The following is a 9,349-nucleotide window of genomic DNA, read 5'->3' as shown; positions in this document are numbered from 1 at the left end:
CGTCGGCACCTGCAAGCTCGACACCCAGTCGGTCTGCATCGGCTGCGGCCGGTCGATCGCCGAGATTGCCGAGTGGTCGAAAGCCGCCAACCCGCGCCGGCTGGTGATGGTCGAGAACGCGCGGCTGCGGCTGGCTGCGATGACTCGTCTTCAGGTCAATCCGCGAGCGTTGTCGTGAGCCAGAACAATCGCGACATCCGCCTCGATGACTTTCGCCATCGCCTGCCGCTGGACGTGCGCTGGGGCGATGTCGACATGCTCGGCCACGTCAACAACGCCAAGTACTTCACCTACGACGAGTCGAGCCGTATCGCTTACTTCGAGCCGTTCGGGGCCGACGATCCGCGCATGTGGAAGGACTACGGCCTGATCCTGGCGTCGATCGGGGCTGACTTCATCCAGCAGGTGCATTACCCGGCGCAGCTCACCGTCGGCACGCGGATCACCAAGATCGGCCGCAGCAGCATGAACACGTTGAGCGGCCTGTTCGTCGGCGATCAGCTGATGGCCGCGGTGCGCGGCGTGCTGGTCTGGTTCGATTACGTCAACCAGAAAGCGATGCCGGTGCCGGAGCACATCCGCGCCGCGATCCGTGCCCGTGAAGCGGTGGCGCCGGAAGAGTAGTTGAAAGTGGGGCCTCAGCCGAGGCCTTACTTGACGATCTCCTCGATCGCCGTGACCTTGCCGTCGACGAACACCACACGCATCTTTTCGTCGGCATTGTTGCCGTAGGTGCTCAGGCCGATGCCGCCGCCGACATTGCCCGAACCGCCGCCCAGACCGAAGCCGAACGAAGGCCCGGTGCGCGTGCTGTAGCTCCACACTTCCTCGCTGCCGGTTGCCGTGGTGCGGTTGAAGCGACGGCGAGGTTCACCGAGCGCGATCTGCGCCTGCTCCTGGGTGTAGCCGATGTCGACCTGACCGGCCGCGAGCTTCTGCTGCACCTCGGGCGGATAGCTTTCGTAGACCGATTTCTTGTCGTCGATACGCGAAGCCGGCGAGCTGCAGGCAGCGAGCAGCACGGCAGCCGACAACAACATCAATCGAAACGAACGTTGGGCTTTGAATGGGGCGGTCATGAGCGTCGGCATCCTGAGCGGCGGAACGATGAGGTGGGTGTTTCCGGTTCTGAGACCGCGCGGCTGGCATCGCGGTTCGCGACGCCAGCCACATGGCCGCAGAGCGCCAATCACGGCGTAAGGCTGCGCGCCTGCTCGGCGGCATTGCCGGTGTAGCTGCCCGGTGTCAGCGCCAGCAGCCTTGCCTTGGCATCGGCCGGCAGTTCCAGCCCCTCGACGAAGGCCCGGATCGCCGCGCCATCCAGGCGCTGGCCACGGGTCAGCTTCTTCAGCTGCTCGTACGGTTCCGGCAGGCCGTAGCGGCGCATCACGGTCTGGATCGCTTCGCCCAGCACTTCCCAGTTGTCGTCGAGATCGGCCGCCAGCTTGGCCGGGTCGGCATCGAGCTTGGACAGACCCTTCTCCAGCGCCTGGAAAGCGATGATCGAATGGGCGACGCCGACGCCGAGATTGCGCAGCACGGTGGAATCGGTGAGGTCGCGCTGCAGGCGCGAGATCGGCAGCTTCTGGGTCAGGTGATCGAGCACCGCGTTGGCGATGCCGAGATTGCCTTCGGCGTTCTCGAAATCGATCGGGTTGACCTTGTGCGGCATCGTCGACGAGCCGACTTCGCCCTCGACCGTGCGCTGCTTGAAGTAGCCCACCGAAATGTAGTTCCAGACGTCGCGCGAGAAGTCGATCAGGATCGTGTTCGCGCGCATCAATGCATGGAAGTAGCGAGCGACGAAATCGTGGTTCTCGATCTGCGTGGTGTACGGGTTCTGGACCAGGCCCATGCCTTCGATCAGCGCTTCCGACAGCGCCGGCCAGTCGACTTCCGGGTAGGCGATGGTGTGCGCGTTGTAGTTGCCGACCGCGCCATTGGCCTTGCCGAACAGCGCCACGGTGGCGAGCTGGTTGCGCTCGATGATCAGGCGATGCGCGAACACGGCGATCTCCTTGCCGAGGGTGGTCGGGCTCGCCGGCTGGCCGTGGGTGCGGGCCAGCATCGGCAGCTCGCCGTACTTGTGGGAGATCTTGGTCAGCGTATCGATCAGCTTGTCGAGCGCCGGCATCAGCACCAGCTCGCGGGCATCACGCAGCATCAGCGCGTAGGCGAGGTTGTTGATGTCCTCGCTGGTGCAGGCGAAATGGATGAACTCGCTGATCGCCGACAGTTCGGCGTGGCCGGCAACCTGCTGCTTCAGGTAGTACTCGACCGCCTTCACATCGTGATTGGTGGTCTTTTCCAGCAGCTTGACCTTGGCGGCTTCGGTGACATCGAGGCCGTCGCAGATTTCGGTCAGGCGGGCCTGGGCGGACGCGGACAGCGCCGGCACTTCCGGGATGCCCGGATGCGCGGCCAGCGCCTGCAGCCAGCGCACTTCGACCTCGACCCGGTAACGGATCAGGCCGTACTCGCTGAAGATCAGGCGCAGGCCCTGGGTCTTGTCGGCGTAGCGGCCGTCGATCGGTGAGATGGCGGTCAGACTGCTCAGATTCATTCGGGACTCGTCGGGGATTGAAGCGAAAGGGGCCGGCGGCGGCCTCGGCGATCGGGCAGCCAGCTTGCGGCAGGCGGGATTTTACGCGAGCCTCCGGCGCGACTGCCTAAACCGGAAGTATCCGCATGGCGAAGCCGCGCATCGAGCATGACAGCATGGGCGAAGTCCGGGTGCCGGCCGAGGCCCTATGGGGCGCGCAGACCCAGCGCGCCGTCGACAACTTCCCGGTTTCGGGCTTGCGGATGCCGCGCGGCTTCATCCGCGCGCTGGGCCTGATCAAGGCCACGGCCGCCGAGGTCAATGCCGAGCTGGGCCTGCTCGATGGTGCGGTCGCCCAGGCGATCGTCGCCGCCAGCCTCGAAGTCGCCGCAGGCCGCCATGACGCGCAGTTCCCGATCGACGTCTTCCAGACCGGCTCGGGCACCTCGAGCAACATGAACGCCAACGAGGTCATCGCCCATCTGGCCGGCTCGGTGCTCGATGTCGCCGTGCATCCGAACGATCAGGTCAACCTCGGCCAGTCTTCGAACGACACCATTCCGGCGGCGATCCATGTCGCCGCCGCGCTGGCGGTGCGGGAAGACCTGTTGCCCGCCTTCAAGCAGCTGGCGAAGCAGATCGAGCGCAAGGCGAAAGCGCTGCGCGGCGTCACCAAGACCGGCCGCACCCATCTGATGGACGCGATGCCGCTGCGCTTCGATCAGGAACTCGGCGCCTGGGCCAGCCAGATTCGCGATGGCAGCGCCCGGATCAAGGCGGTGCTGCCGCGCCTGCAGCGGCTGGCTCAAGGCGGTACCGCGGTCGGCACCGGCATCAACGCCCATCCGAAGTTCGCCGCCAAGTTCGCCAAGCGGCTGGCCAAGCGCTGCGCGGTGGCTTTCGTGCCGGCGCCGAACCTGTTCACGGCGATGGCCACACAGGACACCGCGGTGGAATTGTCCGGCCAGCTGAAGACCCTGGCGGTGAGCCTGACCAAGATCGCCAACGATCTGCGCTGGATGAACTCCGGCCCTCTTGCCGGTCTCGGCGAAATCCGGCTGCCGGCGCTGCAGCCGGGCTCCAGCATCATGCCGGGCAAGGTCAATCCGGTGATTCCGGAAGCGGTGGCGATGGTCTGCGCCAAGGTCATCGGCAACGACACGACGATCACCATCGCCGGCCAGAGTGGCAGCTTCCAGCTCAACGTCATGCTGCCGCTGATCGCCCACGATCTGCTGCAGTCGATCGGCCTGCTCGCCAATGCGGCGCGGCTGCTCGGTGACAAGGCGATTGCCGGCTTCGAGGTCGATGAAGCGCGCATCGCCGAATCCCTGTCGCGCAACCCGATCCTGGTCACCGCGTTGAACGCGGTGATCGGCTACGAGAAAGGCGCGGCGATCGCCAAGCAGGCCTATCGCGAAAAGCGGCCGCTGCTCGAGGTGGCGCTGGAACAGACGGGCTTGAGCGAGGACGAGTTGCGGGCGCTGCTCGATCCGGCGGCGCTGACCGAAGGTGGCATCAAGGGACCGGGTGGGGCAGGCGGCTGAGGCAAGGCTAAACTTCGCGCCCCGCTCCAAAGATCTATCGCAGCAAACGATGACCAGCGAATACATGCTGTACCGGGCGCGGCCGCAGTTCGGCGCGTTCAACACCTGGCAGAACCCGCATTTCGAGCCGCTCGGCACGGTCGAGGTGCTCGCCGTGGCGATCCGCAATCTGTTCGCCACACCGCTGCGCTGGAGCCGTTACGACGAAGGCGGCTGGGTGTTCGCCGAAGGCAAGGACGACGGTCATACGATCGACCTGATGTTCCGCGCGGCGACGCACGGCGCGGTCGATTATCTGGTGATCCGCGAGGGCGATGGGCCGACGATCGTCAAGCTCGTCGAATGGCTGGATCTGAACTTCGTCTTCGATCCGGTCCGGAACAAATATCTCGATCCCTATCACTGCGATGAAGCCGGTCAGCCGCTGATCGCCAAAGGTCTTTACGAACTGACGGCAGAGCGGCGGCTGGTGTCCTGAGCCCGCACACCGGGGCTGGGCACAGTGCCCGGCCCCGGTGCGTCTGAACTGTAATCAGCGCTGGATCGTCGCGATCGTCGTCGGGCCCTGTTCGACCAGGCATTCGCCGCGCGTGCCCTTGTTGATCAGGGTGCTGTAGGTCGAGTCGCTGGCTTTGCAGGCCACCCAGCTGATGTCGGCATCGACCGGCGCAAAGCCATTCAGCGCCAGGCGCGAGCCGGCAGCAATCTCCACGGATTCGAAACCGCGCCGGCCGATGGCGTCGCAGCGCTTGGCAGCGCCTTGTTCGGCGTCGATGCAGTACGAAACCTTCACTGCGTACGCGCAGCTATTGACCAGCATCGTCATGTCACGCTGACGCATGCCGCCATTGCCGCGCACGCTGATGCAATTGCTGGCCACGGCCGAATCCTCATGGCTCAGGCGTACCGGTTCGCTCTTCAGCAGCAGCGAGCCATCGGCGGTTTCGGTGTAGTTCGAGGCGGCCAGCAAAGTGGCATCTGCCTGAGCGGCGGGAATCGCGGCAAGGCAGGCGGTGGCAGTGAGCAGCAGGGCAAACGGACGGCTGAGCAGGGTCAGGCTATTCATCGGTGTCTCTCCGGAATGGGGGCGAATGAGGAAGCTGCCGGTGATCCGGTTCTTTGCTTCCTGCACCTTCGATGCGCCAGCCCCTGCATCCGGTTGCAAGCTACGAACGATTTAATCTCGTCGTCACAAACAGCCGCTGTTCCCGCTATCGAAACGACTCAGACGGTGAGCACCGTCGCGCCGCTGGTCTGTCGTGATTCCAGTGCGATCTGCGCCTTGGCGGCATCGCGCAACGGATAACGCTGCTTGATCTGCGGCTCGATCACGCCGCTGGCGATCGCTTCGAATAGCGCGTTGGCGGCGGCGTCCAGTTCGGCGCGCGTGCTGGTGTAATGAGCAAGCGTCGGACGGGTGAAGAACAGCGAACCCTTCTCGGCGAGCAGCACCGGCTCGAAGGGCGCAGCCTTGCCGGAGGCATTGCCGAACGACACGAACAGCCCGCGCGTTCTCAGCGAATCGAGCGAGCCGTTGAAGGTGTCCTTGCCGACCGAGTCATAGACGACATCGACGCCACGGCCATGGGTCAGACGGCGCACTTCGCTGGCCACGTCCTGTTCGCGATAGAGGATCACTTCGTCGCAGCCGGCGGCTTTCGCCAGCACCGCCTTGTCCGCCGAACCGACGGTACCGATCACCCGCGCACCCAGCTTTTTCGCCCAGGGCACCAGCGCCGAGCCGACACCGCCCGCCGCCGCATGCACCAGCAGGGTTTCGCCGCGCTGCACGGCGTGCGTCAGGTGTAGCAGGTAGTAGGCGGTCATGCCTTTCAGCATCAGCGCGGCTGCGGCTTCGTCGCTGACCGTGTCCGGCACTTTCACCAGACGCGCGGCTGCGAAGTTGCGCAACTCGCAGTAAGCACCGAGTGGACCAGTGCCATAAGCCACGCGATCACCGACCGCGAAGCCGCTGACCTCGGCACCGAGCGCGGTGATCACGCCTGCCGCTTCCTGGCCGAGGCCATGCGGCAGCGGCGCCTTGTAGACGCCGGCGCGGAAGTAGGTATCGATGAAGTTCAGGCCGATCGCCGTGTGGCGCAGCTGCACTTCGCCGACACCGGGCGGTGGCAAGGTCTCGTCGAAGGTTTCGAGAACTTCGGGGCCGCCGTGCTGGCGAATGCGGATGCTCAGGCTCATCGGGCTAGAATGTGTTTCAAGTGAAGCTGCAGTGTAATGGCGTGCAGGCAGGCTTCGAGCGGTTCGGATGCATCGGACACAGCCTCGCAGTCGTCCTCATCACGATCCGCAGCCGAACGCATGGACCTCATCGCGGTCCTAACTTTGCAACCTCGATCCGGAATCCGATGACCCGTTTCAGTTTTCGTCGCCTGAGCTTGGTGGGTTTCCTGCTCTGCGTTTCAGGCCTGGCCTTCGCCCTGGTGCTGCAGCACGGTTTCGGGCTGGAGCCTTGCCCGATGTGTATCTTCCAGCGCGTTGCGATGGCTGCTGCCGGCCTCTGCTTCCTCGGTGCTGCGCTTCACGCGCCAACCGGTGGTGGCCGCCGCATCTGGTCGATCCTCGCGCTGCTCGGTGCCCTGGTCGGTGCGGGCATCGCCGCGCGCCACGTCTGGCTGCAGGGTTTGCCGCCCGGCGAAGCGCCGGCCTGCGGCCCGACCCTGGACTATCTGCTTGGCATGCTGCCGGTTGCTGAAGTCGTGCAGATGGTGCTGAAGGGCGATGGCAACTGCGCCAAGATCGATGCTGCGTTCCTGGGCATCAGCCTGCCGGGCTGGACCTTGGTCCTCTTCATCTTCCTGAGCCTGTACGCGCTGCTGCTGCCGACCCTGGCGCGCCGCCATTCGATCTTTGCCTGACCGTTTTCCAGACACTTCCCCAACACTTTCTGAGCCGAGCTGACACGCATGTCCAAGACCCAGACCCAGATGATCGCCACGACCGACGTTTCCGACGCCCATCCCGACGCCCAGGTGGCCGAGCCGGTGTTTGCCGATTTCGGCGGCAAGCTCGATTTCCATGGCCCGATCAAGACGCTGAAAGTGTTCGAGGACAATGCCCAGGTGCGCGCCGTGCTCGAAACGCCGGGCAAGGGCCGGGTGTTGGTGGTCGATGGCGGAGGTTCGCCGCGCTGCGCGCTGGTCGGCGGCAATCTCGGCGTGCTGGGCGTCAAGAACGGCTGGGCCGGCATTGTCGTTTACGGCTATATCCGTGATTCGATCGAAATTTCCGATCAGAACATCGGCGTCAAGGCCCTCGGCACCCATCCGCGCAAAAGCGAGAAGGGTCTGCATTCGGCGGTCGAAGACAAGCTGCTCGAATTCGCCGGGGTCCGCTTCAAGCCGGGCGCCTACCTGTATGCCGATGCCGACGGCATCGTCGTCACCGATCAGCCGGTTCACAGCCGCTGAGCACGACATGAGGCTCCGTCCGGCCGGTTTGAGCCGGCTGGCTGCAACGCGCAAGCTCACACTGCCGGTGTCGCCGTTGCGGGCGTTGCCCTCGGCCATTACCTGCGAGACCTGCTGTGCGTGATTTCCGCATCTCCTTCCTGGTCAGCGCGATCTGTCTGATCGCCGCTGGCGTCTGGGGCTATCAGACCGAAATCGGTCTGGCCACGGCGCTGTGGCTGACCATCGTGCTGGCGGTGCTGGAAGTGTCGCTGTCGTTCGACAACGCCGTGGTCAACGCCGGCGTGCTGAAGGACATGAACACCTACTGGCGGCGCCTGTTCCTGACCGTCGGCATCCTGATCGCCGTGTTCGGCATGCGCCTGGTGTTCCCGATCGTCATCGTCGCAGTGGCCACCGGCCTCGGCGTCTGGCCGGTCGTCGACATGGCCCTGAACAACCCGGACGAATACAGCGCCGTGCTCGGCAACGCCTACCCGGCGATCGCGGCGTTCGGCGGCATGTTCCTGCTGCTGGTGTTCCTGAATTTCCTGTTCAACGACAAGCGCCAGTTGCACTGGCTGGGCAGTAGCGAACGCTGGCTGGCCAGCCTCGGCCGCATCGACAGCGTCGCCGTGCTGGTGTCGCTGGTCACCTTGTTCGGCACCCGCTGGTTCCTGCCCGATGTCGTCGAGGACGACGTGCTGGTGGCCGGCTTGGCCGGTGTGATCCTGTACATCGGCGTCGATGCCCTCGGCAGCCTGTTTGGCGAGCCGGGCGACGCGGTTGCCAGTGGCGTCAAGCGCAGCGGCCTCGCCGCGTTCATGTACCTGGAAGTGCTGGACGCCTCGTTCTCGTTCGACGGCGTCATCGGCGCCTTCGCGATCACCCGCGACGTGGTCATCATCATGCTCGGCCTCGCCATCGGCGCGATGTTCGTACGTTCGATGACGGTCTACCTGGTCAACAAGGGCACGCTGGACGAGTACGTTTTCCTCGAACATGGCGCGCATTATGCGATCGGCATGCTCGCGGTGATCATGATCGCCGGCACCGTCGTCCACGTGCCGGAAGTGGTCACCGGGTTGCTCGGTATCGCGTTCATCGGCGCGTCGGTCTGGAGTTCGGTCCGCTACAACAAGCGCCAACGGGCGCTGGATTCGCGGCCGTAAGCGTAGCTGCCATGCACCGTATGGCAGTTGCCTGTCAGATGGCGTGACGCCGGGGCGCTGGATACGCGAGGATAGGGTTCAGGCGGGTAGATTCCGGAATCTATAGGTCATGAAGCAGCTTGCAATCACCCTCAAACGCGACGTGCCCTGCGACCTCGGCGCGAAACTTACTTTGCTGGTCACCAAGCTGGCGGACAAATGGCTGTCCCCGGACCGCAGCCCACAGACCGAGGCGACCATTCTGCTGATCACCCGTCACCGGTCAGATCTGATCGTGTTGACCTCGCATGAGCCGCAGGCGTCGTGGCGGCAGTACGAGTTCTGGTATCTGGGTGGGCGGCCGTCGGAAGTGAGGTTGTCGATTCGGCCGAAGAAGCAGACGAGCTAGGGCGGCTTGCGGTCGGCCCGAGTAGGTCGGGAAAGCGGCTTCATCGCGCCTCCCGACAGATTCGATACCGGTTCGATTGATGTGCTTTAGGACTTGATCGGCCTGCTGTCCTTGTTTGCTGACTTCACCGAACCATTCCGCGCTGTCGCGCGGGTGACTTTTCCTTGAACGCCCAAGGAAAAGTCACCAAAAGGAAGGGCGCCCCCGGCGCTGCGTCGGATCGCAAGAAGCAGAAGCGCGATCCGATGCCCTGTGCTTCTCGGCCATGACGGGGCTTTTCGCCGCGCCATCCG

Annotated in this window: 12 protein-coding genes; 8 read left to right on the top strand and 4 right to left on the bottom strand. The window is 64.6% G+C overall.

The window, feature by feature from the left end:
* Window positions 1-178: DUF1289 domain-containing protein (locus QZY06_RS17765; protein ID WP_295686512.1), on the top strand; the 178-nt coding region annotated here is incomplete at its 5' end.
* Window positions 175-624 carry a thioesterase family protein gene (locus QZY06_RS17760; protein ID WP_295686511.1) on the top strand — a complete coding sequence of 150 codons (450 nt, stop codon included), beginning with the start codon at window positions 175-177 and terminating at the stop codon, window positions 622-624. The genes QZY06_RS17765 and QZY06_RS17760, both read left to right, overlap by 4 nt.
* 26 nt (window positions 625-650) lie before the next feature.
* On the opposite strand, the gene QZY06_RS17755 is transcribed toward QZY06_RS17760, so the two are convergent.
* Together QZY06_RS17755 and purB are read right to left on the bottom strand one after the other, a co-directional pair.
* Window positions 651-1,079 (bottom strand): hypothetical protein, encoded by a 429-nt coding sequence (locus QZY06_RS17755; protein ID WP_295686510.1) that lies wholly within the window; start codon window positions 1,077-1,079, stop codon window positions 651-653.
* A gap of 110 nt (window positions 1,080-1,189) precedes the next feature.
* Window positions 1,190-2,563, bottom strand: coding sequence for an adenylosuccinate lyase (purB, locus tag QZY06_RS17750; RefSeq protein WP_295686509.1), 1,374 nt, complete (start codon window positions 2,561-2,563; stop codon window positions 1,190-1,192).
* A 125-nt stretch (window positions 2,564-2,688) separates the two neighbouring features.
* Between purB and QZY06_RS17745 the strand changes: the two genes are divergently transcribed.
* Together QZY06_RS17745 and QZY06_RS17740 are read left to right on the top strand one after the other, a co-directional pair.
* Entirely contained in the window at window positions 2,689-4,089 is a 1,401-nt protein-coding gene (locus tag QZY06_RS17745; RefSeq protein WP_295686507.1) for an aspartate ammonia-lyase, read from the top strand.
* A 49-nt stretch (window positions 4,090-4,138) separates the two neighbouring features.
* Entirely contained in the window at window positions 4,139-4,567 is a 429-nt protein-coding gene (locus QZY06_RS17740; protein WP_295686505.1) for a hypothetical protein, read from the top strand.
* Window positions 4,568-4,621: 54 nt separating this feature from the next.
* Here the strand turns inward: QZY06_RS17740 and QZY06_RS17735 are convergent, their stop codons facing one another.
* Window positions 4,622-5,155 carry a hypothetical protein gene (locus tag QZY06_RS17735; protein ID WP_295686503.1) on the bottom strand — a complete coding sequence of 178 codons (534 nt, stop codon included), beginning with the start codon at window positions 5,153-5,155 and terminating at the stop codon, window positions 4,622-4,624.
* Window positions 5,156-5,313: 158 nt separating this feature from the next.
* Window positions 5,314-6,288, bottom strand: a complete 975-nt coding sequence (locus tag QZY06_RS17730) for a quinone oxidoreductase (RefSeq protein ID WP_295686501.1) — start codon at window positions 6,286-6,288, stop codon at window positions 5,314-5,316.
* 167 nt (window positions 6,289-6,455) lie between these two features.
* On the opposite strand from QZY06_RS17730, the gene QZY06_RS17725 reads away from it, so the two are divergent.
* From QZY06_RS17725 to QZY06_RS17710, 4 genes are all read left to right on the top strand, one after another.
* The gene (locus tag QZY06_RS17725; RefSeq protein WP_295686499.1) at window positions 6,456-6,965 is read left to right on the top strand and encodes a disulfide bond formation protein B; all 510 of its coding nucleotides are present in this window, start codon (window positions 6,456-6,458) and stop codon (window positions 6,963-6,965) included.
* 48 nt (window positions 6,966-7,013) lie between these two features.
* Complete coding sequence (gene rraA, locus QZY06_RS17720) at window positions 7,014-7,517, top strand: ribonuclease E activity regulator RraA (RefSeq protein WP_295686497.1); 504 nt, start codon at window positions 7,014-7,016, stop codon at window positions 7,515-7,517.
* Window positions 7,518-7,633: 116 nt separating this feature from the next.
* Complete coding sequence (locus QZY06_RS17715) at window positions 7,634-8,668, top strand: DUF475 domain-containing protein (protein WP_295686494.1); 1,035 nt, start codon at window positions 7,634-7,636, stop codon at window positions 8,666-8,668.
* Between the two features lie 109 nt (window positions 8,669-8,777).
* Entirely contained in the window at window positions 8,778-9,056 is a 279-nt protein-coding gene (locus QZY06_RS17710) for a hypothetical protein (RefSeq protein ID WP_293391108.1), read from the top strand.
* Window positions 9,057-9,349 lie beyond the last annotated feature (293 nt).

This window comes from uncultured Nevskia sp., assembly GCF_903885465.1.
Classification (GTDB): Bacteria; Pseudomonadota; Gammaproteobacteria; order Nevskiales; family Nevskiaceae; genus Nevskia.
This window is presented reverse-complemented; position numbering and strand designations above follow the sequence as displayed.